Origin of the sequence: Halomonas sp. ANAO-440 (genome assembly GCF_019915905.1) — a bacterium.
Taxonomy (GTDB): domain Bacteria; phylum Pseudomonadota; class Gammaproteobacteria; order Pseudomonadales; family Halomonadaceae; genus Halomonas; species Halomonas chromatireducens.
In genome coordinates, this window is sequence record NZ_JAHXBV010000028.1 from 1 (window position 1) to 21,973 (window position 21,973).

Genomic DNA, 21,973 nt, shown 5'->3' on the forward strand with positions numbered 1-21,973 from the left:
TCGCGAGCTAAAGCTGCCTCCAACAGCGTTCTTTTCTTATGTGGATGGAAGGCGGCCAGGGGCGTTCCGTTTACGCGCCGTGTCATGGCCGTGGGGTGCGGCGGTGGGGAGTGCCGCGTTGGTGTTCATCGCCAAGGTTGGCAACACCGCGGTCGCGAGCTAAAGCTACCTCCAACAACGTATTGTTCTTATGTTGTGGCATGGTTGGTCTGGTCGCGAGCTGGCGCTGCTTATGTCGTTGGGGCGTTTGTGTGACGTTGGGTTGCGGTATGCTGGTGTGACAATAGCTTGGGAGGGTTTTGTTATGACCGATCAAACCGCTTTTCAGCAGGCGATGGCGGCTCTCGATGCCTTGCATGCGGAGGATCCTCGCCGGGTGGAGGTTGAGGGGGAGTCGCTGCCGATGGAGCTTTGGCATGCGGGGCGCATGAGCGCCTGGCTGGAGCGGGTGGTGCCGGGGGCGGATGAGTTGACGCAGCTGGCGGTGCGTTCGCAGCATATGCAGCGCTGGCAGGTGCCGCGCAACGAGTACCCGGAGGGCCGGGTGGGGTATCTGACCTGGCGGCGTGACCAGGGCAAGCGGGCCGGTGAGACGACGGCGCGGGTGATGGAGGCGTGCGGTTATTCGCCGGAGGAGGCGGCGCGGGTGTCGCAGATGATCCGCAAGCAGGGGTTGGGGCGTGACCCGGGTACCCAGGCGGTGGAGGACTGCGCGTGCCTGGTGTTCCTGGAGAACTACTTCGGTGATTTCTCCAAGCAGATCGACCACGATCACCTGATTCGCATCGTGCAGATGACCTGGAAGAAGATGTCGCCGAAGGCCCATGAGCTGGCGCTCGCGCTGCCAATGAGCGATGAGGCGAGAGGGCTGGTGGAGGAGGCGCTTGCCGGCTGAAGGCGGCGGCGCCATTCAGCGGTGGCTTTACGGTATGAGCGTCTGCGCGGCGTCGAGGTAGGGTGTCGGCGGGCTCGCCCTTGAAGTGGGTGGTGGTGAGAATGATTTTTCTTTGTGGGAATTGACAGGGGGCTGGCGGGCAACTAGATTTCCGGTAGTTAATGATAATGGTTATCATTAGCATAAGTAATCGGAGATTGCCATGCCGTACCCTATCCCTTCCCCGCTCAAGGGCATAAACACCAACCTGCATATCATGGATGCCACGTCGGTTGCGGTGCGGCTGGGCCGGGAATCCCCGCGACAGGCTTCGCCCGTTTCCGACGAGGAGGAGGCGCTGCGGTCCCTGCGTCACGAAGTGACCATTCAGGAGCTGCTCCGTCGCCGTTTTCTGCGTACCACGGAACAGTACCTGAAGGGTGAGCTGGATGACGTGGCCATTCCCCGCATGCGGCGCTGAATTCGCGTTCTGGCGGTTGGCTCAGGCCAGGGAGAGGGTCAGGCTATCAGCGGTTTCGCACGGCTTGCCGTGGCGCAGGGTGAGGCGGCGTTCGCTCAATTCCATGACCACGGCGAATAGGGTTTCCATTCGTTCGTCGGGGGGCTGGTCGGGGTTGAAGTGGCGACAGATCGACAGCGGTGCATTGTGGTGGTCGCTGAGGATGTCGAACAGGGTGGCTTCGTCCACGTCGCTGTCACTGGCCAGTTCGTCGTGCAGCAGGGTATCGAGCCGCTGCAGCCGGGGCTGCGAGTCGATGCGGGGGAAGTCCTGGACCTGGCAGCCGGCGGCGTAGAGGTGGTTGGTGTGGGTGACGATGCCGTCCTGTGGCGTGAGCCGGCCGGGCTCGCCGGGCTGCACCTCTAGCCCCATGGCCCGTCCGTCGCCGGCAGCGAGCAGGAAGTGGGCCGGTGAGCAGACCCGGTCGTTACGGGCCACGTCCAGGGCGCTCTCCCAGTCGGGGCTTTCCAGTATCTTGCGCAGCGCCACGTGGATCGGCAGCCCGTCGCCGCAGGTCTGCGAGCGGATGGCGTTGAGGCATACGCCGATGCCGTTGGCGTTCATGCCCACTTTGCCCACCATGCCCGCTTCGCCGACGCTGACCAGCGGCGTGGTGCCAATGCCTTCGATGCGCAGGACCACCACGTTGTGCAACTGGTCAGTGCGCCAGTCCCAATTCTGGGCCAGCCACTGGCGGCCCTGGCGCTGCAGCGAGAAGGCCGAGCAGCCACCGCTGGCGCGGGTCAGCGCGATCTCACTGCGGCAGTTTAGGGTGAGGATGTCGGCGAAGTCTACCCCGGCGCCGTCGGCAATCCCCTCCATCTCCTCGAGGATGGTGGGAAACCCCCGCTCGATCATGGCCTGGAAGCGCTCGGCTTCCTGGCGGGCCTCTTCCCAGCGGATGCCGACAAAGTCGTGGAACAGCTGGGCGTAGACTCCCAGGCTGTGCTGAATGAGCCGGGCATGAATGCGGCCATGAGCCGTGCCGATGTCATGTCGACTGCCGGCGAGCCGGGTTACGGAAAGGGGTTGGGTAGGTAGTGTCATGAGACGGCCTCGAACAGGCTCCGCCAAAGGTGGACTTGGCATTGCCGGCCGGTTGCCAGAGTTGATGGGGTTGCAGGCCGCATGGCTTGGCTCCTGTCGGATGGTGGCATCGGACCCATCAGTATAGGCACGCTGGGAGAGGTTCTGTCGCCAGCGTTGAATTGTGCATCACCGATCAGGGGATGATTCGCCCTTCTGATCAGCGAGTTGGGGCTGAATTATGTTCCGCTAACGTTGGCAGCGGGGCTTGTGTTTTGGCGCCAATCCTTCCAGATTTAGGGGGTGCATTTTTTTAGCAACCAGAGTGAGAAGAACAACCATGAAAAAACGCGTTTTGGCGATGGCCGTTGCAGCATCCAGCCTGGCATTCGTCGGTGCGGCGCAGGCGGAAGTGAAAATCGGTTTTCTTGGTGGCTTCACGGGGCCGATCGAGAGCCTGACACCGCCGATCTTCGATGGTGCCCAGTTGGCGGTCCAGCAGATCAATGAGCAGGGGGGCATCCTGGGTGGTCAGACACTGGTCATGCCCAGTGCGGATACCACCTGCAGCGATGCGTCGGCGGCCTCCAATGCGGCGGACCGCATGGTCAATACAGAAGAGGTCACCGCCATCGTGGGGGCGCTGTGTACCGGTGCAACCATCGCGGCGGCCAACAATGCCGGTATTCCCGGCGGCGTGGTGATGGTGTCACCGGCCTCCACCGCACCGGCGGTCTCCGAGCTGGACGACAACGACCTGGTATTCCGTACCGTGCCGTCCGATGCCTTCCAGGGCGAAATCCTGGCCAAGCTGATGCTCGACAAGGGCTTCGATGAGGTCGCGGTGACCTTCGTCAACAACGACTACGGGCGCGGCCTGGCCGATGCCTTCGTCGAGGCCTTCGAGGCCGGCGGCGGTATCGTCGCCGAGAACCTGGCCCACGAGGATGGGCGCGCCGACTACCGCTCCGAGCTGGGTTCGCTCTCCGGTAGCGGTGCCGAGACGCTGGTGGTGCTGGCCTACGCCGATGGCTCCGGCCAGACCGTGCTGCGCCAGGCCTACGAGAGCGGCATGTTCACCCAGTACGCCGGCGCCGACGGCATGGTGGGCTCCTCGTTGATCGAGGCAGTGGGTGCCGATGTCCTCGAGGGCATGATCGCCACGCGCCCTGGCAGCCCGGACCTGCCGGGTACCGAGCTGTTCAACCAGGCCGCCGAGGAAGCGGGCTTCGACCCCAGCGCGGTCTTCGCTGCCCAGGCCTACGATGCCGCCTTCCTGCTGGCGCTGGCCATCGAGCAGAACGGCAGCGCCGAGCGTGAAGGGCTGTCCGAGGCGCTGCGCAGCGTTTCCAGCGAACCCGGCGAAGTGATCCTGCCCGGCGAGTGGGAGAAGGCCGTGGAGCTGATCGCCGCCGGTACCGAGATCAACTACGAGGGTGCTTCCGGCCGTCACGAGTTCGACGAGACAGGTGACGTGCCCGGCGTCGTGGTCGAGATGGTGGTGGAAGACGGCGCCTTCGTCAGCAAGGGGCAGGTCGACCTCTAAACGCTAGCAAGGCACAGCGAAAAGCCCCGGGGGATTTCTCCCCCGGGGCTTTTTACTTCTACCCGTGACTGCTATCCGTGGTGCTTGACCTTCTCTGGCAACAGCCCCTGCGGGGCGAAGCGCAGCACCAGGGTGATCAACAGGCCGATCACCAGTACCCGTGCCTGAAGTGCCCGGCTGGAGAGGTTGCCGGGGGGATCCCAGCCGAAGACGCCTTCGCCGAACATCACCGCCAGGTTCATCAGGAACAGTGCCAGCGGTTCGGACATCAGCCAGATGATATAGACCGCCACGGCGCCGAAGATGGTGCCCAGGTTGTTGCCGGGGCCGCCGAGGATCACCATCACCAGCACCAGGAAGGTGTGGTTGAGCGGCAGGTAGCCCTGGGGGTCGAACAGGCTGTTGAACGAGGCCAGCGCGCCGCCGCCGACACCCATCAGGATGCAGCCCAGCACGAAGATCTCCAGGCGACGCTTGTTGATGTCCTTGCCCATGGCCGCAGCCGAGACCTCATTGTCGCGGATGGCGCGGATCATGCGGCCCCAGGGGGCATGGTAGGCACGGTGCAGCAGGAAAAAGATCACCGCGATCATCGCCGCCGTCACCGACAGGTAGACTGCTCGGGCCAGCGTGAAGCCCAGCTCGCTGGGTCCCGGTGTGGGCCAGGGCAGCGGGGAAACGGTGGCGGTGCCACGGGTCAGCCAGTCGGAGTTCTTGAGGAAGGCCTTGATGATTTCGGCAATGCCCAGGGTGGCGATGGCCAGGTAGTCGCTGCGCAGGCCCAGGCAGATACGTCCGATGTAATAGCCGATGCCGCCGGCCAGGGCGCCGCCGACAATCCAGCCGGTCCAGGCCGGCAGGCCCAGCCCGCCGACGAAGCCGGCACGGGACTGGATCTCGCTGGTGACCGCGCGCAGCATGCTGATGACGACCAGATAGAGGACTACCCCCAGGATCACGGCGATCACCGTGCGCAGCTTCTTCGGCACGCCGAGGCGATCGAGCCGGGTGGCACCGACCACCAGCACAATCGAGGCCACTGCGTAGAGCAGCACGCGGCCCAGCTCACCGGGAAGCTCGGTGCCCCAGAAGGCATCGTTGACCGGCACGCTGAAGAACATGGCGCTGAAGCCGCCGATGGCGACGAAGCCCATGACGCCGGCATTGAACTGGCCCGCGTAGCCCCACTGGATGGTGAGGCCCAGGGCCAGAATGGCGTAGCAGGCGGCCTCCACCAGCATGCGGGTGCTGTAGGCGGTGCCCATGGCCATGTAGACGCCCAGTACCGCCACCAGCAGGGCGCCGAACAGAACGACTTCGCGAACCGGAAAGCGGCTCTGTGGTGTCGTCTCGGTAGGGGTGGGAGTGGGGTTGTTCATCAGATCACCTTACCCTTGAAGATGCCGGTGGGGCGCCATACCAGAATGGCCACCAGGATGAAGAAGGGCACCACGATCTTGTATTCGGTGCCGACGAAGGCGAGGTTGCGGGGAATCTCGATCCATTCGGGGAAAAGGTGGGCGATGGGGCGCAGCATGACCGACCAGTTGAACACGGCCAGGGTCTCGGCGAAGCCGACCACGAAGCCGCCGGCGATGGCCCCGTAGGGGTGCCCCACGCCGCCGACGATGGCTGCGGCGAAGATCGGCAGCAGCAGGAAGAAGCTGAGGTCGGGCTTGAAGGTCACGTCCAGCGACAGCAGGGTGCCGGCTATGGCCGCCAGGCCCCCGGCGATCACCCAGGTGACTGCGACGATGGTGTTGGTGTTGATCCCCGATGCCCGGGCCAGGTCCGGGTTGTCGGACATGGCTCGCATGGCCTTGCCCAGCCGTGAGCGGTTGAGGAATATGTGCAGTCCCACGACTGAGGCGATGGTGAGGATAAAGAGGATGATCTGCGGCTCGGTGACGATGATCGGCCGCGTCGCCAGTTCGAAGGGCAGCTCCAGCCGGTAGATCTCCTTGCGCTCGGCGATATAGAGGCTCTGGGCGCTGGTGCCGGCGAACAGGCGGATCAGCCCCTGCAGCATCAGGGTCACGCCCAGCGAGCCGATGACCAGCACGATGGGCTTGACACCGTGGGCACGCAGCGGCTTGTAGAACGCCTTGTCGATGCCTACGGCCAGCAGTGCGGTGAGCGCCATGGCCAGCGGCAGCATGACCACCGCGGTGGGCAGGCCGACCACGGCGCCGGCCCCCGGGAAGGCCATGGTCAGCAGCAGCACCATGAAGGCACCGAAGGTCATCATGTCGGCGTGGGCGAAGTGGGCGAAGCGCATGATGCTGAACACCAGCGTCACGCCGATGGCCCCGATGGCGTAGATCGAGCCGGTCACGCTGCCGGCGATCACCACGTTGTTGATGAAGAAAACCAGTTCATTCACGTCATTGTTCTCCAGGTACTGGCTTCTAGCCGCCGAGGAAGCTCTTGGCGACATCCGGGTCGGCCAGCAGCGCTGCGCCGGTATCGGTGAAACGGTTCTGGCCGGCGGCCAGAACGAAACCCTTGTCGGCGATGGCAAGCGCCTGCTTGGCGTTCTGCTCCACCATCAGAATGCCGACGCCTGCGGCGTTGATCTCCTTCACCCGCTCGAAGATTTCGTTCATGTAGAGCGGGGAGAGGCCGGCGGTGGGTTCGTCGAGCAGCAGGACGTCGGGTTCTGCCATCAGCGCCCGGCCCATGGCCACCATCTGGCGCTGGCCGCCGGAGAGTTCGCCCGCGGGCTGGTGGCGTTTCTCGTGAAGAGGCGGGAAGAAGCCATAGACCTTGTCGAGCATGCGCTTGACGTTATTCGGCTTCAGGAAGGCCCCCATCTCCAGGTTTTCCTTCACCGTGAGACTAGGGAAGACATTCTTCTCCTGGGGAATGAATCCCATGCCCTTCTGGACCAGCTTGTTGGGCGGCAGGTTATGGATCGGCTCGCCGCGCAGCAGGATCTCGCCCTGGTTGACGGTGAGCAGGCCGAATATGGCCTTGAGCATGGTCGATTTGCCGGCGCCGTTGGGGCCGACGATTACACCGATCTCGTCGGCTTCGATGGTCATGTTCACCCCGTTGAGGATGTTCATGCCGCCGTAGCCGCCATGCACGTCGCGTGCTTCGAGTAGTGGCATCTTGGATTCTCTGCGCTAGTCGTAACTGTTCTTCTTGCAACCCAGATTCTTGTAAACCAAGCGGGTCGACCGTGGCTCAGGCGCCGCGACGCCTCTCAGGCGACGTTGGAAACCCTCAGGCCACGTTGGAACCCCTCAGGCTACGTTGGATCCAAAGTAGGCCTCGATCACCTGCGGGTTGTTCTGGATTTCCTGGATCGTGCCTTCGACCATGACGCTGCCCTGGGCCAGCACGATCACCGGATCGCACAGCCGGGCGATCATGTCCATGTCATGCTCGATGACCAGGAAGGTGTAGCCCATCTCGCGGTTGAGCCGCTCGATGTTGCTGACCAGATCGCCCAGCAGGGTGCGGTTTACCCCGGCGGCGATCTCATCGAGCAGCACCACACGGGCGTCGGTCATCATGGTGCGGCCAAGCTCGAGAAGCTTCTTCTGGCCGCCGGAGAGGTTGCCGGCCAGCTCGTTGCGCACGTGGTGCAGGCCGACGAAGTCGATCACTTCCAGGGCGCGGCGGCGTACCTCGTTCTCCTGGCTGCGTACCATGCCCGGTTTCAGCCAGGCGCTGAAGAGGCTCTCGCCTGCCTGCTTCGGTGGCACCATCATCAGGTTCTCCAGCGCGGTCATCTGGGAGAACTCATGGGCGATCTGGAAGGTGCGCAGCAGCCCCTTGTGGAACAGCTCGTTGGCGGGACGATTGGTGATGTCCTCGCCGTCGAGCATGACCTGGCCACTGTCCAGCGGCAGGGCGCCGGCAATGATATTGAACAGGGTGGACTTGCCGGCGCCGTTGGGGCCGATCAGTCCGGTGATGGAGCCTGCCTCCACCTGGATGGAGCAGTCGTTGATGACCTTCAGGCCTCCAAAGGCCTTGTTGACGTGTCTTACGTCGATAATGGCTGGCATGTTGGTTCCGCCCAGTGTCTTTCCGGAGTCCGATGGCTCCCGGAGTCTTGTTATGGCGCCCCGCAGTGCCCGACGGCACCTTTTCGCGGTGACACTCTGGATTGTGAGGCCGCCGCACCTGGGCGGCGGCTGCCTGCGTTACAGCTCCTGGCTGTTGTCCACCAGGAAGGTACGGCCGGCAGCAAAGGCGCCGACGATCACCAGCGCACCCACGGTGGGTATCAGGTAACCCTCGATTTGCGGAATGCTCCGCAGGAAGACGAAGGCCACCGCTGCCGGTGCCACGAAGCGCACCAGGAAGCGCCAGATGGTGAACCAGGTCTCGCTGGTACGCATCTCCTTCATGACCTCGGAGTGGGTCAGCGCCCAGCCGGCGAACAGCGCGATCAGCAGCCCGCCCAGCGGCATGAAGATATTGGTCAGCAGTTCGATGAAGTCGAAGGCGTTGCGGCCGAACAGGGCATGGAAGATAGTGCCTTCGGCCCAGATGTTGAAACTCACCACCGTCAGCAGACCCATGGCCCAGCTTGCCGTCACCATGCCGAAGACAGCCTGGGGGCGGGTCAGGTCGAAGCGTTCCACCAGGAAGGCGGCCACCGGCTCGATCAGCGAGATCGAGGAGCTGATGGCCGCACCCAGCACCAGGATGAAGAAGACCCCGCCCACCAGGGCGCCGAAGGGCATCTCGGCGAAGGCCAGCGGCAGGGACACGAACATCAGGCCGGGTCCGGCGGCGGCATCGAGGCCGGCGCCGAACACCAGCGAGAAGATGGCAAGGCCTGCGATCATGGCCACGGCGGTATCGACGAAGGCTATGGCGAAGGCGGTACGGGTCAGCGAGACCTCGCTGGACATGTAGGCGCCATAGGCCATGATCGCCCCCATGCCGAGGCTCAAGGTGAAGAACGACTGGCCCATCGCCTGTAGCCAGCCTTCGAGGCTCAAGGCGCCGATATCGAAGGTGAACAGGAAGCCGAGTGCTGCACCGAAGTCGCCATTGGCGATGCCGTAGCCAAGTACCACCAGCAGGATGACGAACAGCGAGGGCATCAGGATGCGCAGGCTGTTCTCGAGCCCCTTGTGGATACCCAGGCCGACGATCAGCCCCGAGGCGATGATGAACAGGGTATGGTAGAGGGTGAGCAGTGCCGGGGCGGCCAGCAGGCTGTCGAAGCTCGCTCCGATGGTGGCGGCGTCGGCGCCGGCCAGGCTGCCGGTGAGCATCAGCCCGGTATAGTGGATCGCCCAGCCGGCGATGACCGAATAGAAGCTCAGTATCAGGAAGGCCGAGGCCGCCCCCAGCCAGCCGATGGACTCCCAGGCGCGGGAGGTATTGTGCGTTCTGGTCAGGTGACGCATGCCCATGATGGGGCTGCGTCGGCTGGCCCTGCCGAGCATGGTCTCGCCGATCAGGATAGGAATGCCAACGGCGAAAATGGTCAGTGCATAAACGAGGATGAAAGCACCGCCCCCGTTTTCGCCGGTAAGGTAGGGGAAGCGCCATAGATTGCCGAGCCCTACTGCCGAGCCGACTGCGGCAAGCAGGAAGGTGCCCTTGTGTGTCCAGACGTTATGCGTGCTCATTGTGGTTCCGCAGGATCGGGTCAAGGCCTTGTGGGCCGTCTATGGGTTGCCGTCGGTCATCGCACCGGTAGGTGGGAGCCTGGCGGCGCGTACACTTTGCGACAGAAACCGGCGCCTTGGCCAGTGGCAAAGCGTTAAGGTTGCGTTGGGGGCGGCTGATGACGGGGGCCAGCGTTCATGTGTGGTCCTCGTCACCTTCATCCTCGTCGCCCCCGGTGGGCTCGAAGGCTCGGCTGGCATCCGGTAGCCGCACGATATCGCCCTGGGCCAGCTTGCCGGCCAGCTTACGCCGTTCGCCGCTGGCGGGGTTGATCAGTGCCACCACCTCGCCGATGCTGGTACCGTCGACATAGGCGTCGACCCGGATACGCACTACCAGCCCCTGATAGCGGGCCGAGAGGATGTCGCCCGGCCCGGGGTCGGAGTAACCGATGGGGTTCTTTTCGTAGTGGCGCATGACGCTGGCGGCACCGGGGTCGTCCCATTCCACGTGTCTGTGCATGGGGGTCTCCTTCTGGGCTGTAGTTGGGGCTGACAGGTTACCAGCATAGAAGCTCTCGATACCGACAACGACGACGCCCGCACAGCAAAAGCGGATCACAACGGTGCAAAGGGCTCAGTATAGCTTGGTCAGTCCCAACTGAACCTGGTTGCGGTCATATTCATAGAGCTCGATATTGCTGCGCCTTGATGAGTGTATCAAGGTGAGTTCAGGAGAGAAGCCTCGATAGACCCAGCGCCGATTCGTGAGCCTCAATCTTGTGCGCCACAGGTCGTCGCGACGCTCAACGCCGAAGGCTGGCGTTACATCGTCGTAGCGGGCTTGAAGGTACTCGGGCTGGATCAATGCCGTCAGCCCCCCAAAGAGCTCCCGGTAATACCCTAAGCCGCCGCGGTAAACAGTGTTGCTGAGAACATCGAGCTTAGTAGACTCTCTGGATATTCCCAGCAGCCCCATGACGCCACTGGAAGGCGATAGAGCGAACTGCCAGGTGCCCAGCCAACTGGTACGAGTGCCGTCAAGGTTGCTGGCTTTCTCGTGACGTACCCATTGGTGCTCCAGTGAGGTGTGAAGTTGTGTTCGGGAAGACAGGTAGTGGGTCAATTCCTGGCGAATGCCGGTGCCTTGGTTGTAAGATTCGTTGGCATACCAGCGATGAAAGCCGGTCAGAAGCGTGCTTAGCTCAGTATTATTGCGTCGGAAGTTGGGTCCCAGGTAGGCGCTGGCTAACATGTCGTCGAAGTCGCCGCCGCTGTAGTCCGTTCGGTAGAGGCTCCCACCCAGGCGTAGCCGGGTGCGCTCGGCGATGTGCGGCGACCATTCCGCACTGGTGTTAAGCAGCAGCCCCACTCCTGTATGGCGTTTGGCGTCTTCGGATAGCTGGAAAGGCAGGCCGAAGATACTGATTTCCTCAACGCTCGGGGCTGAATTGACGTTGGTGTCTGGTGCCAGAGCCACTGATACGTCCCAGGCAAATGTCTGGCGCTCGCGGATGGCGACGAGGTAGCGATCGATGTTGGCGTTGACCTGGGCTGGTAGATCGCCGCTGCGCGCGAAGCGAAATTGGCGTCCGGCATCCCGATAGTTGCCGCTCTCGAATAGCGCACGACCCAGCTCGAGGCGAACCCGAACAGCTTGGGGGTCGCGTATGATAATTTCTCGGAAGTAATTGGTAGCTCCGTCATAATCCTGCTCGGCCATGGCCAGCATACCAAGCATGAAAGCGATATCGTTGTCGTTCGGCAATCGTTGGCGAGCGGTAGTCAGAAGGCGACCGGCAGCCTCCATTTGGCCTTGTTCCATCAGCTGAGCAGCCATGGCGGCAGCTGCTGGTGGAGATCGTTGTGGGTCTGCATGCAGGGGGGCGGTTTTCAGGCCAAAGGCCAGCGTTGTGGCGATGGCCAAGACCTTGAGCAGAGAGAGCTGTGGCACCATGGCCTCCTTTCGGGACGGGCAAAAAAACACAGGCCTGCCTTGATAGGCAGGCCTGGTTGGATGCAGCTTGGAAGTAGGGTTTATTGCTTCACTGTGCCGAATGAGCCTTGTACCATGTTGCCGCCATCTTGAAGGCTCCAGATTCCGGCTGCCTCAGCTGCCTGTGGGCCGAAGAAATTACCTTGGACGGCCCCGCTGGCTTCCAGCCCCATGGCGTTATCAGCTGAACCAGCACTGGTCACCGCGGTGGTGCCACTGAACTGGTTGCCGTTGATGTCGGCGCTGAAACTTACATCGTTCCAGTTGCCGCGATTGGCGAAGGCTTCCTCGAAGCCGTCGCCGCTGCCTACATTGGTAAATTCACCGATTAGAGCATTCGAAGTGAAATCGGCATCTATGCTGACGGACCCAATAACATCATAAAATTCGCCAGACGAATCAATGCCAAAGCCCTGTATCCCACCGCTGTAGCTTGCTGCTCCCGTTGGCATATCATCAGCTTGTGTCATGAAACCAAAATAGAAATTGCTGAGCTCACTCTCTCCATCAGTCCAAAAGCCGAACTGAGAGTAGCTCAGATCGCCTGGGATAAGCTGAGACTGCTCAATGTTGCCCGCTACGGCTTCAAGCAAGCTCTCTCCAGGGCCAAAGAAAATACCATCATCATCTGGATCCTGAGTAAAAACGATCTCTTCCCCATCGCGGCTCAAGATGACCTGCTCACCATCGCCAACTAGAAAAATCCGAGTGTCGCTGTCATCTGGCAAGTCGAAAGCAACCGCTTCACCAGTGCCTGGGTCGATGGCGGTCCTAGCACTGGGAAGCGCAAACTCAACAGTTTCGCTACCGGTGTAGGCCTCCTCGAGCGATGGATAGATATAGCCATTGTCCCCTTCCCGTTGAATCAGGTCACTGCTTTGCGTGGCGTCGCCGGAGCTGCCCGAACTGGTACTTGTCGGCCCACTAGGAGAACTCCCCGAGCTAGAGCACCCTGCCAAGACCACTACCGCGAGACCAGCTACACACAGCTCAAACGTTTGGGTTGCTTTATTCATTGTTTTTCCTCATTTCCCAGACAAGGGGGTATGGTATCAATAAAGTTGATAAGTCATTTTAATCAATGGGTTGGATCAGAAAACTTATACCTAAAGTATGAGTTTTCTCATCAACTATAGGAAAGTATGTAGCGGAGAGCAACGTTGTGTGTATTTAAGTAATAGTAGATGCTTGGGCTGGATCGAGGTCGTCATGTGGCGGTGGGTTGCACACGAAGACGCCCGCCGCGGCGGGCCGGGGCGGGCGTCGTAAGGCGTGGCGGCTGTCTTACTTCTTGGCGCGCTTGCGCTCGTTTTCCTTGAGGAATTTCTTGCGCAGGCGGATATGGTTGGGCGTGATCTCGACCAGCTCATCGGAGTCGAGGAACTCGATGGCCTGCTCCAGCGAGAATTTCACCGGCGGGGTCAGGACGATGTTCTCGTCGTTGCCCGTGGAGCGCATGTTGTCCAGCTTCTTGCCCTTGGTGGGGTTGACCACCATGTCGCTGGCGCGGTTGTTGATGCCGACCAGCATGCCCTCGTAGACCTCGGTGGCGTGGTCGATGATCAGCTTGCCGCGCTCCTGCAAGGCATAGAGGGCATAAGCCAGGGCCTTGCCGTCGACCATGGAGACCAGCACGCCGTTGCGCCGCTCGATGGAGGCGTCGGGCTTCAGCGGGCCGTAGTGGTCGAAGCGGCTGGTGAGGATGCCGGTGCCCGAGGTCAGGGTCAGGAACTGGCCGCGAAAGCCGATCAGCCCACGGGCCGGGATCATGAAGTCCAGGCGAACACGGCCCTTGCCGTCGGGGTTCATGTTGGTCAGCTCGCCCTTGCGGTAGCCGAGCTCCTCCATGATGGCGCCCTGATGCTGCTCTTCGCAGTCGATGATCACTTCTTCGTACGGCTCCTGCTTGACGCCGTCGATCTCCCTGATGATCACCTCGGGGCGGCCCACCGCCAGCTCGAAGCCTTCGCGGCGCATGGTCTCGATCAGCACCGAGAGGTGCAGCTCGCCGCGGCCGGACACCTTGAACTTCTCCGGGGTCTCGCCCGGCTCGACGCGTAGCGCCACGTTGTGGATCAGCTCCTGCTCGAGACGCTCCTTGATGTTGCGGCTGGTGACGTACTTGCCGTCGCGGCCGGCGAAGGGCGAATCGTTGACCTGGAAGGTCATGGAGACCGTGGGCTCGTCCACCGACAGCGGCGGCAGGGCCTCGACGGCGGCCGGATCGCACAGGGTGTCGGAGATCGACAGGTTGTCGATACCGGTGATGCAGACGATATCGCCGGCATCGGCCTGCTCGGTCTGCACGCGCTCCAGGCCCATGTGGGTCATCACCTGGCCGATCTTGCCCTTGCGGGTGGTGCCGTCGGTGCTGATCACGGTGATCTGCTGGTTGGGACGCACGCTGCCGCGCTTGATGCGGCCAAGGCCGATGACGCCCACATAGCTGTTGTAGTCGAGCGCCGAGATCTGCATCTGGAACGGTCCGTCGAGCTCGACCTTGGGCGGCTCGACGATGTCGACGATGGACTGAAGCATTGGCGTCATGTCGTCGGCCAGCTCTTCCGGATCCAGTCCGGCGATGCCGTTGAGCGCCGAGCAGTAGATGATCGGGAAGTCGAGCTGCTCATCGCTGGCGCCAAGGTTGTCGAACAGGTCGAAAATCTGGTCGATGACCCAGTCCGGGCGAGCGCCGGGGCGGTCGATCTTGTTGACCACCACGATCGGCCTCAGGCCCTGGGCGAAGGCCTTCTGGGTCACGAAGCGGGTCTGGGGCATGGGGCCGTCGACGGCGTCCACCAGCAGCAGCACCGAATCGACCATGGACATGACGCGCTCGACCTCGCCGCCGAAATCGGCGTGTCCCGGGGTGTCGACGATGTTGATGTGGTAGACCTGCTCGGCACCGGGGGCCTGCCAGCGAATCGCGGTGTTCTTGGCCAGGATGGTGATACCGCGTTCCTTTTCCTGGTCGTTGGAATCCATGATGCGCTCTTGCCCCTCGGCCTTGCGGTCCAGCGTGCCGGACTGGCTGAGGAGCTTGTCGACCAGGGTGGTCTTGCCATGGTCGACGTGGGCAATAATGGCGATATTGCGAAGGCTCTCGATCTGAGAGGGAACAGCTGTGCTCATAGGTTGTGGCTCGTCATCATCTACGCACCTATGTACACATAACAAGAAAGTACCCTAGGCGCGGGGGTAGGGAGAGTGGAGGCGCATTGTACAGACTAGGACGGAAGGGGAATAGCAGAACCTCAGCCATCGTGCCGTTGTGGTAGAGACGCCTCGGCTTCCAGTTGGGGCTATGGCCGCCTTAGGACTGACGCGACGCTGCCCATCCTGTTGTTTCATGGCGGATTGAACTGGCAGGGGGGTGCGATGAAAACCAGTCTGGATACTTTTCGCTTCCTTTCTACACTCAATGATACGTTATATGACATTTAACGCACCCCTATCCTACAAGCCTGTCCCCTTCGCTTGCCGTACAGGAGTCGGCCGCATGTATGCGAGCAGTATTCTCTTCGATGCCCGCTCCTTCGGCGCCCAGCTGCCACGACATCTCGGCGAGCTGAAGCGCGATCCACGATACGGTGAAGGCAGGCATGAGCTGCTGGTGGTCGACGATACCGGTGACCGGCGGTTGCCCGGGCTGGCCAGCCGCTTCGGCGTCACCCTGTTGCCCTGTCCACGCTGCCCGCTGGGTGAGCGGCTCAACGGTGCCGTGGCGGCCAGCCAGGGCGAACTTCTGCTCTTCCCCGGCGGGGCGCTGCATGGCTTTCCTGCATGGCTGGACAACCAGCTCAGCGACATTGGCCAACAGGGGTGGGATGCCGCGCTCTTGGGGGTACGGAACAGGAGCGTACTTTTACGCTTACTGAACTGGTTGTATCGTGCCTCGCCCACCGACACCATCTGTGTGACTCGCCGCTGGTTCGAGCGTATCGGAGGGTTCGATCCCGAGCTGGAGTACGATGCGATACCCGAGCTGATCGAGCGGCTGCGGGCCTGCCAGGCTCGCATATCGATCGGGGGTGCCTGAGGCCGGCCTGCGCATAGGACAGCGCCCGCCGAGAGGCGGGCGCTGAATCGGTGCATCTTGCGTATGGCGTTACTCGTCGTCGGGGACACCGCCCATGTCTTCCAGCAGTTGGCGATAGCTTTCCGACTGGGCATGCAGCATCTCCGTGGCCTCTTCTTCACCCATGAAGTGGACCGGCATCAGGATGCGCTCTTCGGTGATCTCGATGAAACGCTCGTCCTGGGTCGCCGCTTCAAGCGCCTCGGCAAGGCGTTCTACATGGGCGTCCGGGGTATTCTTCGGCACCACCACCACGCGGAAGTCGGAGGTATCCAGGTCGTAGCCGGCTTCCTGAATGGTCGGGGCGTCCGGGAAGGCGAACAGGCGTTCGGAGTCCATGCTCAGCAGCACCGGCATCTCGCCGCTGTCGGCGTAGCCGGAGTGGGTGCCGCCGCTGTAGCCGAAGTCGACATCACCCGACAGGATCAGCGGGGCCATGCCGGCGCCACCGGAGGTGGGAATGATGCGCAGGTCGATGCCTTCCTGCTCCATGATGTATTCGATGACCAGCCGATCCAGGGCGTGCTGGGTAGCATAGCTGGTGCCCGGATTCTCGCGGGCGTACTCGATCAGGTCTTCCCAGCTTTCGCCGAAGGGACGGTTTTCGCCGGTGACAATGGCGTGCTGCACGGTGGTGATGCTGGCGACATAGCGGAAGTCATCCAGCGTGAAATCGGTGTCGTGGGCATGCGGTGCAAAGGTGAGCGTACCGTTGGTCCCGGCGTAGACGAAGGTATGGCCCTCATCCTGGTTGTTCATCAGCCGGGTCAGCGAGACGGCGCCACCGGCGCCAGGCTGGTTGACAACGTTGACCGGCTGGCCGAGCTCCTCTTCCAGCACGTTGGCCAGCACGCGGGCCTGGATATCGGTGCTGCCGCCGGCACCGAAACCGACGACGAGGGTCAGCGGCTTGGTTGGAAATTCGTCGGCCTGTGCCAGGCCGATGGTGCCAAAGGCCATGCTGGCGGACAGAATGGCAGTGCTCAGAAGCTTCATTTTCATTGTTGGACCTCTTCGTTTCTTGATGGCCTTGCGGATAGCAAGGCCAAAGTGGCGCGAGCGGTGGGCCGTTCAGGCCGGTTTCAGCTCGCCTTTGCCGCCGTTCCCGGGTTGCCGGAGCGGCGGGCAGGTTTTGTGGACAGATTGGCGCCTGAGCGATTACTCCTCGTCTTCGGGCAGGCCGCCGAGTTCTTCCAGCAGGGCCTTGTAGCCCTCGACCTGATCGGCGAGAGTCTGGGTGACCTCATCCTCGGGAATGTAGGTCACCGGCATCAGGATGCGCTCCTCGGTGATCTCGATGAAGCGCTCGTCCTGGGTTGCCGCTTCCAGTGCCTCGGCGAGTCGCGCCACGTGGGCGTCCGGTACGTCCTTGGGCACCATCACCACGCGGATCTCGGCGGCGTTGATGTCGTAGCCGGCTTCCTGCAGGGTCGGGGCGTCGGGGAAGGCAACCAGGCGATCTTCGGCCAGGCTCAGCAGCACCGGCATCTCGCCGCTGTCGGCATAGCCGGAGTGGGTGCCCCCGCTGTAGCCGAAATCCACGTCGCCGGAGAGGATGAGCGGCGCCATGCCGGCCCCGCCGGCGGTGGGTACGATTCGCAGGTCGAGGCCTTCCTGACGGGCGATGTACTCGATGATCATGCGATCCAGTGCGGTCTGGGTGGCATAGCTGGTGCCCGGGTTCTCGCGGGCATATTCGATCAGGCCTTCCCAGGTATCGCCGAACTCACGGTCCTCACCGGTGACCATGGCCGACTGGCCCAGGGTCACGCCGGCCACGTAGCGGAAGTCATCCAACTGATAGGTGGTCTCGGTGGAGAGCGGGCCGAAGGTGATGGTCATGGAGGTGCCGAAGACGAAGGTGTAGCCCTCGTCGGTATTGTTGGCCAGGCGCGCCAGTGCCACGCCGCCACCGGCCCCCGGCTGGTTGACTACGTTGACCGGCTGGCCGAGTTCGTCTTCCAGCACGTTGGCCAGCACGCGGGCCTGGATATCGGTACTGCCACCGGCGCCGAAGCCGACGACAAGGGTCAACGGCTTGGTGGGAAACTCGTCGGCCTGGGCCGTGCCGGCCATGCCGAGCGCCATGGCGGAAGAGAGGATGGCGGTCGTGAGTAGCTTCATTTTCATGGTGTAACCCTCTTTATTGCTTCGTTGTTTTGCTTCGTTGTTTTGCTTCGTTGTTTTGCTTCGTTGTTTTGCTTCGTTGTTTTGCTTCGTTGTTTTGCTTCGTGTCTTGCGTCGTTGTTTTGCTGCGTGTCCTGCTTCACTGCCTTGCGCGGTTGCAGTACGGCCGACTCAACTATCTGTCCTGGCCTTGTAGCGCGCCTTCATCCGACGGCGATAGCTGCTCCAGCCAAGGTGCAGCACCATCAGCACCGTGAAGACGATGAAGGCCAGGGCGATGGGCCGATCGAGCAAGATGCCGATCTCACCGCCCGAAAGGATCACCGACTGGCGCAGGTTCATCTCCAGCATGGGCGTGACGATGAAGGCCACCAGGAAGGTGACGAAGGAGTAATCGAACTTTTTCAGGAAGTAGCCGAAGATCGCGAAGACGAATACCGTAACCAGGCCGAAGGTGCCATAGCCCTGCACCTGGATGCCGGCCAGGCAGAGGAAGATCACCACCGCAATGACGATATGCGGCGGCACGCTGGTGACCCGGGCGAAGATACGCAGGCCATACCAGCCCACTGCCAGCATCAACAGGCTCGCCACGATCATCCCCGAGAACAGCGTGAAGAGCATTTCCGGGTGGTCGCGCAACATCAGCGGCCCCACCTGGATGCCGTGGATCATGAAGGCACCCACCAGCAGGGCGGCCGAGACGCTCCCGGGGATGCCCAGGCCGAACAGGGGGATATAGCTGGCCGGGATCACTGCGTTGTCCGACGCCTCGGCGGCGGCGATGCCATTGGGGTTGCCCTTGCCGAAGCTGTCGGGATCCTTGGCGCTGCGCTTGGCCAGGCCATAGGCCATGAAGGCCCCTACCGACGGCCCCAGGCCCGGCAGCGCCCCGACGAAGGCCCCCACCCCGGTACTCTTCAGGATGGTCGGCAGGGTGCCCTTGAACTCTCGGTAGGAGAGATCGTCCGCCTTGTCGTCGCTCAGCTTGATCACGCTGGCGCCCTTGTTGCGGCGATACTCGTCGAGCTGCACGAACATCTCGGCGAGTGCCAGGGTCCCGATCACCAGCGGCAGGATCGGCACGCCCTCCATCAGCTCGGCGTAGCCGAAGGTCAAGCGCGCCGCCCCGGTTTCCGGGTCGAGTCCTACGGTGCCGAGAATGATCCCCATGCCGCCGGCCGCCAGTCCCTTGAGGAACGACCCCCCGGCCATGGCGGCAATGAAGACCAGCGCAAAGATCAGGATGGCGGCCAGCTCGTAGGGGCCGAACTTCAGCGCCACCGACGCGAACGGAATGGCCACCGCAATCAACAGCAGGGTGGCCAGCAGATCGCCGATTACCGAGGCCAGCAGGCCTACCTTGAGTGCCTTGCGCGGCTTGCCGTCGCGGGCCATGGGATAACCATCGAGGCAGGTGGCCGCCGATGAGGGCTCGCCGGGCGTATTGAGCAGGATGGCCGAGACGGCACTGCCGGCGGCGGTGCCCTTGGACAGGCCGATCAGGAAGGCGATGGCGGCATAGGCCGACATGTAGAAGGTCAGCGGAATGGCGATGGCGATGGCCACGGCCCGGTTGAGGCCGGGAATGACACCGACAATATAGCCGAGCAGCACGCCGCCAAGGATGATGGCGATGGATTCGTAGTGCAGGGCCGCCGCGAAGGAGGCGAGAATGGCGTCGAAACCGATCATGTCACACCACTCCAATGCGCATCAGATGGGCGGTCAGGCCATAGAGGCCGGCCGCCGGGATCGTGGCGGTGAGCACCACCACATACCAGCGTCGTTCACCGAGCAGCAGCAGCAGGCCGCCGATCAGCAGCGGTGCGACCCAGGTCAACGGGAAGCGATCGATCAGCACGATGAAGCCCAGCACATACAGGAACGGCCATACCTGATGCCAGAGGTGGCCGGCCGGCGGAATGGAGAAGAAGGGCTTTCCGGCGCGCTTGAGCGCTATGGCGCTGACCAGGGTCAGCAGGCCGGCGCAGCCGAGCATCAGCCAGGCGCCGAGGGTGGCCAGCGCCTTGGGCGGCATGCCGATGGCGAAGCCGCGGCCGCCGTAGGTGGGAATGACCCAGGCGAGGAGCAGCACCGCGATGGCGGCAACACCGATTCCAGACCAGAAATTCTTGCGTGGCATATCGGTCATGTGGTGTAGGTCTTGTGGTGTGGGTGACGGTTCGAGGCGGGCAGCAAATGTCTTGAACAGAAAGTTTGCTTGAATTCACTGCCTTCCACGTATTGTTTTGCTGACAAAATGGCTAGCCGACGACACTATCTGCTGCGGGGCACCCCCTCAAACACTGGCTGCGACGGAAATTAAACGTTAATGGGGCGGATGGTTCTTGACCATACAGCCACTATACAGCAGGGGTTGGGTGAAAATAGTGCATCAATGCGGTGCAGAAGGCGCTGATCATGGTCAATTGTGGTGCAAAAACATCCTTCTCCTTCCTGCCATATGGCTCGGGTAGCGTTTCTGGTGCAAGGAAGGGTATTCGCAAGAATCAAAAAAACATTTTAAAACATATGGATAAAAAAATTATGGGTTGTGATGGTGCAGTGTTGGCACGCTGCCTGCATTAGGTTGGCCAGCTCCCATGCCTGCGCATGGTGATCGTGGGCACCAAGCTCACAGCGTGCTACAACATGCGCTGGGTCGATGCCAGTGCCAGTGGACCATCAGCCAACGAATCGAGCCAAACTCGCTCAAATGGAGGACATTATGTCTGCCAAGACTCTCGCCCTGATCGAAGAAAACGACGTGAAGTGGGTTGACCTGCGCTTCACCGACACCAAAGGCAAGGAGCAGCACGTCACCATCCCCGCGCGTGACGTGGACGACGAATTTTTCGAGAACGGGCAGATGTTCGATGGCTCCTCCATCTCCGGCTGGAAGGGCATCAACGAGTCGGACATGATCCTGCGCCCGGAAGACGGTACCGCCTTCCTCGATCCGTTCACCGAAGACGCCACCATCGTGCTGCGCTGCGACATCATCGAGCCCGCCACCATGCAGGGCTACGAGCGCGACCCGCGCTCAATCGCCAAGCGGGCGGAAGCCTACCTGCAGTCCAGCGGCCTGGGCGACACCGCCTTCTTCGGCCCGGAGCCGGAATTCTTCATCTTCGATGAGGTGCACTGGAAGACCGATATCGAAGGGGCGATGTTCAAGATCTCCTCTGAAGAGGGCGCCTGGTCCACCGACCGTCAGGTCGAGGGTGGCAACCTGGCCCACCGTCCGCGGGTCAAGGGAGGCTACTTCCCGGTGCCGCCGGTGGACAGCTTCCACGATATTCGCGGCGCCATGTGCAACACCCTGGAGGCCATCGGCCAGACCGTCGAAGTGCATCACCACGAGGTGGCCAACGCCGGCCAGAACGAGATCGGCGTCAAGTTCAACACCCTGGTGAAGAAGGCCGACGAGCTTCAGGAGATGAAGTACGTCGTGCATAACGTGGCTCACGCCTATGGCAAGACTGCGACCTTCATGCCCAAGCCGCTGGTTGGTGACAACGGTTCAGGCATGCACGTGCATCAGTCCTTCTGGAAGGATGGCGTCAACCAGTTCGCCGGTGACCAGTACGCCGGACTGTCTGAAATGGCGCTTTACTACATCGGCGGTATCATCAAGCACGCCCGTGCCCTGAACGCCTTCACCAATGCCTCGACCAACTCCTACAAGCGTCTGGTTCCTGGCTTCGAGGCGCCGGTCATGCTGGCCTACAGTGCTCGCAACCGCTCCGCTTCCATTCGCATTCCTTACACCGCCAGCCCCAAGGGCAAGCGCGTCGAGTGCCGTTTCCCGGATCCGACCGCCAACCCTTACCTGTGCTTCGCGGCGATGCTGATGGCGGGTATCGACGGTATCAAGAACAAGATCCACCCCGGCGATGCCATGGACAAGAACCTGTACGACCTGCCGCCGGAAGAGGGCAAGAAGGTTCCGACCGTGGCCAGTAGCCTGGATCAGGCCCTGGAGGCGCTGGATGCCGATCGTGCCTTCCTCACCGAGGGTGGCGTCTTCACGGATGACATGATCGATGCCTATATCGAGCTCAAGATGGAAGACGTGGAGCGTATCCGCATGAGTACGCATCCGGTCGAATTCGACATGTACTACAGCTGCTGAGGCATGCTGCGCGCCCGGTCCGGCAAGGCGGATCGGGCGCTCGGACGCTTCGGTGTCTGACAATCAAAGGGGCTCCGTTCATCTAG

The 21,973-nt window shown here is 62.2% G+C and carries 19 protein-coding genes; 5 read left to right on the forward strand and 14 right to left on the reverse strand.

All coding sequences use genetic code 11. From position 1 onward, the window contains the following. Positions 1 to 304 precede the first annotated feature (304 nt). Positions 305 to 895 (forward strand): DUF4202 domain-containing protein, encoded by a 591-nt coding sequence (locus tag KZO25_RS16465; protein WP_066443344.1) that lies wholly within the window; start codon positions 305 to 307, stop codon positions 893 to 895. A gap of 202 nt (positions 896 to 1,097) precedes the next feature. Then, complete coding sequence (locus KZO25_RS16470) at positions 1,098 to 1,355, forward strand: hypothetical protein (protein ID WP_223137816.1); 258 nt, start codon at positions 1,098 to 1,100, stop codon at positions 1,353 to 1,355. 21 nt (positions 1,356 to 1,376) lie between these two features. On the opposite strand, the gene KZO25_RS16475 is transcribed toward KZO25_RS16470, so the two are convergent. Further along, positions 1,377 to 2,441 carry a C45 family autoproteolytic acyltransferase/hydolase gene (locus KZO25_RS16475; RefSeq protein ID WP_223137817.1) on the reverse strand — a complete coding sequence of 355 codons (1,065 nt, stop codon included), beginning with the start codon at positions 2,439 to 2,441 and terminating at the stop codon, positions 1,377 to 1,379. A 319-nt stretch (positions 2,442 to 2,760) separates the two neighbouring features. Between KZO25_RS16475 and KZO25_RS16480 the strand changes: the two genes are divergently transcribed. Continuing rightward, positions 2,761 to 3,966 (forward strand): ABC transporter substrate-binding protein, encoded by a 1,206-nt coding sequence (locus KZO25_RS16480; protein WP_066443356.1) that lies wholly within the window; start codon positions 2,761 to 2,763, stop codon positions 3,964 to 3,966. 71 nt (positions 3,967 to 4,037) lie between these two features. On the opposite strand, the gene KZO25_RS16485 is transcribed toward KZO25_RS16480, so the two are convergent. The 9 genes from KZO25_RS16485 to typA all read right to left on the reverse strand — a co-directional run bounded on the left by KZO25_RS16485 (position 4,038) and on the right by typA (position 14,676). Beyond that, the gene (locus KZO25_RS16485; RefSeq protein ID WP_223137818.1) at positions 4,038 to 5,345 is read right to left on the reverse strand and encodes a branched-chain amino acid ABC transporter permease; all 1,308 of its coding nucleotides are present in this window, start codon (positions 5,343 to 5,345) and stop codon (positions 4,038 to 4,040) included. Continuing rightward, positions 5,345 to 6,349: a branched-chain amino acid ABC transporter permease gene (locus KZO25_RS16490; RefSeq protein ID WP_066443361.1), complete on the reverse strand. Its 1,005-nt coding sequence runs from the start codon at positions 6,347 to 6,349 to the stop codon at positions 5,345 to 5,347. The genes KZO25_RS16485 and KZO25_RS16490 overlap by 1 nt, the downstream gene beginning before the upstream one ends. A gap of 25 nt (positions 6,350 to 6,374) precedes the next feature. After that, positions 6,375 to 7,079, reverse strand: a complete 705-nt coding sequence (locus tag KZO25_RS16495; RefSeq protein WP_066443363.1) for an ABC transporter ATP-binding protein — start codon at positions 7,077 to 7,079, stop codon at positions 6,375 to 6,377. Positions 7,080 to 7,214: 135 nt separating this feature from the next. Further along, complete coding sequence (locus tag KZO25_RS16500) at positions 7,215 to 7,985, reverse strand: ABC transporter ATP-binding protein (RefSeq protein WP_066443365.1); 771 nt, start codon at positions 7,983 to 7,985, stop codon at positions 7,215 to 7,217. A 138-nt stretch (positions 7,986 to 8,123) separates the two neighbouring features. Continuing rightward, entirely contained in the window at positions 8,124 to 9,569 is a 1,446-nt protein-coding gene (locus KZO25_RS16505; protein WP_066443367.1) for a sodium-dependent transporter, read from the reverse strand. A 175-nt stretch (positions 9,570 to 9,744) separates the two neighbouring features. Continuing rightward, positions 9,745 to 10,071 carry a hypothetical protein gene (locus tag KZO25_RS16510; RefSeq protein WP_066443369.1) on the reverse strand — a complete coding sequence of 109 codons (327 nt, stop codon included), beginning with the start codon at positions 10,069 to 10,071 and terminating at the stop codon, positions 9,745 to 9,747. Positions 10,072 to 10,185: 114 nt separating this feature from the next. Continuing rightward, positions 10,186 to 11,505: a porin family protein gene (locus KZO25_RS16515; protein WP_223137819.1), complete on the reverse strand. Its 1,320-nt coding sequence runs from the start codon at positions 11,503 to 11,505 to the stop codon at positions 10,186 to 10,188. Positions 11,506 to 11,585: 80 nt separating this feature from the next. Further along, the gene (locus KZO25_RS16520) at positions 11,586 to 12,560 is read right to left on the reverse strand and encodes a transferrin-binding protein-like solute binding protein (RefSeq protein ID WP_223137820.1); all 975 of its coding nucleotides are present in this window, start codon (positions 12,558 to 12,560) and stop codon (positions 11,586 to 11,588) included. Between the two features lie 268 nt (positions 12,561 to 12,828). Next, a complete protein-coding gene (gene typA, locus KZO25_RS16525; RefSeq protein ID WP_223137821.1) occupies positions 12,829 to 14,676 on the reverse strand; it encodes a translational GTPase TypA in 1,848 nt (615 codons plus the stop codon). A 367-nt stretch (positions 14,677 to 15,043) separates the two neighbouring features. Between typA and KZO25_RS16530 the strand changes: the two genes are divergently transcribed. Then, complete coding sequence (locus tag KZO25_RS16530) at positions 15,044 to 15,583, forward strand: hypothetical protein (protein WP_223137822.1); 540 nt, start codon at positions 15,044 to 15,046, stop codon at positions 15,581 to 15,583. A 69-nt stretch (positions 15,584 to 15,652) separates the two neighbouring features. Here KZO25_RS16530 and KZO25_RS16535 read toward each other — a convergent pair whose 3' ends face one another. From KZO25_RS16535 to KZO25_RS16550, 4 genes are all read right to left on the reverse strand, one after another. Continuing rightward, entirely contained in the window at positions 15,653 to 16,624 is a 972-nt protein-coding gene (locus tag KZO25_RS16535; RefSeq protein ID WP_066444784.1) for a tripartite tricarboxylate transporter substrate binding protein, read from the reverse strand. A 156-nt stretch (positions 16,625 to 16,780) separates the two neighbouring features. Further along, positions 16,781 to 17,752: a Bug family tripartite tricarboxylate transporter substrate binding protein gene (locus KZO25_RS16540; protein WP_223137823.1), complete on the reverse strand. Its 972-nt coding sequence runs from the start codon at positions 17,750 to 17,752 to the stop codon at positions 16,781 to 16,783. Positions 17,753 to 17,920: 168 nt separating this feature from the next. Further along, positions 17,921 to 19,444 (reverse strand): tripartite tricarboxylate transporter permease, encoded by a 1,524-nt coding sequence (locus KZO25_RS16545; RefSeq protein ID WP_223137824.1) that lies wholly within the window; start codon positions 19,442 to 19,444, stop codon positions 17,921 to 17,923. 1 nt (position 19,445) lies between these two features. After that, positions 19,446 to 19,904, reverse strand: coding sequence for a hypothetical protein (locus tag KZO25_RS16550; RefSeq protein WP_066443374.1), 459 nt, complete (start codon positions 19,902 to 19,904; stop codon positions 19,446 to 19,448). Between the two features lie 576 nt (positions 19,905 to 20,480). On the opposite strand from KZO25_RS16550, the gene glnA reads away from it, so the two are divergent. Continuing rightward, the gene (gene glnA / locus KZO25_RS16555) at positions 20,481 to 21,887 is read left to right on the forward strand and encodes a glutamate--ammonia ligase (protein WP_223137825.1); all 1,407 of its coding nucleotides are present in this window, start codon (positions 20,481 to 20,483) and stop codon (positions 21,885 to 21,887) included. Positions 21,888 to 21,973: the final 86 nt, after the last annotated feature.

What these genes read in the sequence shown, in the direction of transcription:
- KZO25_RS16465 (WP_066443344.1), top strand. Translation starts at nt 305, where the DNA reads ATGACCGATCAAACCGCTTTTCAGCAGGCGATGGCGGCTCTCGATGCC.
- KZO25_RS16470 (WP_223137816.1), top strand. Translation starts at nt 1,098, where the DNA reads ATGCCGTACCCTATCCCTTCCCCGCTCAAGGGCATAAACACCAACCTG.
- KZO25_RS16475 (WP_223137817.1), bottom strand. Translation starts at nt 2,441, where the DNA reads ATGACACTACCTACCCAACCCCTTTCCGTAACCCGGCTCGCCGGCAGT.
- KZO25_RS16480 (WP_066443356.1), top strand. Translation starts at nt 2,761, where the DNA reads ATGAAAAAACGCGTTTTGGCGATGGCCGTTGCAGCATCCAGCCTGGCA.
- KZO25_RS16485 (WP_223137818.1), bottom strand. Translation starts at nt 5,345, where the DNA reads ATGAACAACCCCACTCCCACCCCTACCGAGACGACACCACAGAGCCGC.
- KZO25_RS16495 (WP_066443363.1), bottom strand. Translation starts at nt 7,079, where the DNA reads ATGCCACTACTCGAAGCACGCGACGTGCATGGCGGCTACGGCGGCATG.
- KZO25_RS16500 (WP_066443365.1), bottom strand. Translation starts at nt 7,985, where the DNA reads ATGCCAGCCATTATCGACGTAAGACACGTCAACAAGGCCTTTGGAGGC.
- KZO25_RS16505 (WP_066443367.1), bottom strand. Translation starts at nt 9,569, where the DNA reads ATGAGCACGCATAACGTCTGGACACACAAGGGCACCTTCCTGCTTGCC.
- KZO25_RS16510 (WP_066443369.1), bottom strand. Translation starts at nt 10,071, where the DNA reads ATGCACAGACACGTGGAATGGGACGACCCCGGTGCCGCCAGCGTCATG.
- KZO25_RS16515 (WP_223137819.1), bottom strand. Translation starts at nt 11,505, where the DNA reads ATGGTGCCACAGCTCTCTCTGCTCAAGGTCTTGGCCATCGCCACAACG.
- KZO25_RS16520 (WP_223137820.1), bottom strand. Translation starts at nt 12,560, where the DNA reads ATGAATAAAGCAACCCAAACGTTTGAGCTGTGTGTAGCTGGTCTCGCG.
- typA (WP_223137821.1), bottom strand. Translation starts at nt 14,676, where the DNA reads ATGAGCACAGCTGTTCCCTCTCAGATCGAGAGCCTTCGCAATATCGCC.
- KZO25_RS16530 (WP_223137822.1), top strand. Translation starts at nt 15,044, where the DNA reads ATGTATGCGAGCAGTATTCTCTTCGATGCCCGCTCCTTCGGCGCCCAG.
- KZO25_RS16535 (WP_066444784.1), bottom strand. Translation starts at nt 16,624, where the DNA reads ATGAAAATGAAGCTTCTGAGCACTGCCATTCTGTCCGCCAGCATGGCC.
- KZO25_RS16540 (WP_223137823.1), bottom strand. Translation starts at nt 17,752, where the DNA reads ATGAAAATGAAGCTACTCACGACCGCCATCCTCTCTTCCGCCATGGCG.
- KZO25_RS16545 (WP_223137824.1), bottom strand. Translation starts at nt 19,444, where the DNA reads ATGATCGGTTTCGACGCCATTCTCGCCTCCTTCGCGGCGGCCCTGCAC.
- KZO25_RS16550 (WP_066443374.1), bottom strand. Translation starts at nt 19,904, where the DNA reads ATGACCGATATGCCACGCAAGAATTTCTGGTCTGGAATCGGTGTTGCC.
- glnA (WP_223137825.1), top strand. Translation starts at nt 20,481, where the DNA reads ATGTCTGCCAAGACTCTCGCCCTGATCGAAGAAAACGACGTGAAGTGG.